The organism is Arenibacter sp. S6351L, from assembly GCF_023016025.1.
GTDB classification, from domain to species: Bacteria; Bacteroidota; Bacteroidia; order Flavobacteriales; family Flavobacteriaceae; genus Arenibacter; species Arenibacter algicola_B.
In genome coordinates, this window is record NZ_JALKBB010000090.1 from 1 (window position 1) to 958 (window position 958).

Sequence of the window (958 nt, forward strand, 5' to 3'; positions counted from 1 at the left end):
AGGGTGTAAAGGGAGACAAAGGAGATACTGGAGCTAAGGGCGACAAAGGAGATACTGGAGAGCAAGGAATCCAAGGTATTCAAGGAGAAACTGGAGCCACTGGTGCAACTGGTGATCAAGGTGAGAAAGGTGACAAGGGAGATACTGGAGCTCAAGGGATTCAAGGAATTCAAGGTGAAACTGGAGCTACAGGAGCAACTGGTGAAACTGGTGCGACAGGTGCAACTGGTGAACAGGGTATCCAAGGTGTAACTGGAGCCACTGGAGACAAGGGAGACAAAGGAGATACTGGTGCTACTGGTGAACAAGGTGAGAAAGGTGCTACTGGTGAAAAAGGTGATACCGGATCCCAAGGAATTCAAGGTATTCAAGGAGAAACCGGTGCAACTGGTGCTACTGGTGCACAAGGAATTCAAGGTATTCAAGGTATCCAAGGTGAGACCGGGGCGACAGGAGCCACAGGCGACCAGGGCGTCAAAGGAGATACCGGAGCTCAAGGTATTCAAGGAGAAACTGGAGCCACAGGAGCTACTGGTGCCGCTGGTGAAAAAGGTGACAAGGGTGACACGGGTGATACTGGAGCCCAAGGAATTCAAGGTGTTCAAGGTGAAACCGGAGCCACAGGAGCAACTGGTGAACAAGGAATCCAAGGCGTTAAAGGTGACAAAGGAGATAAAGGTGAAACCGGAGCTACTGGTGAAAAAGGAGATAAGGGAGACACTGGAGCTCAAGGAATCCAAGGAGAAACTGGAGCTACAGGAACCACTGGTGCTACCGGAGATAAGGGTGACAAGGGAGATACTGGAGCCCAAGGAATTCAAGGTATTCAAGGTATCCAAGGTGAGACCGGGGCCACTGGCGCTACTGGAGAACAGGGTATCCAAGGAGTAAAGGGTGACAAAGGAGATACTGGTGCTAAGGGCGACCAGGGTGACAAAGGAGATAAAGGTGATATTGG

At 50.8% G+C, this 958-nt stretch carries 1 pseudogene; it reads left to right on the forward strand.

Annotation, left to right across the window (positions count from 1 at the left end):
* Positions 1-958 (forward strand): annotated as a pseudogene (locus tag MWU82_RS24000) (hypothetical protein); the annotation flags it as partial.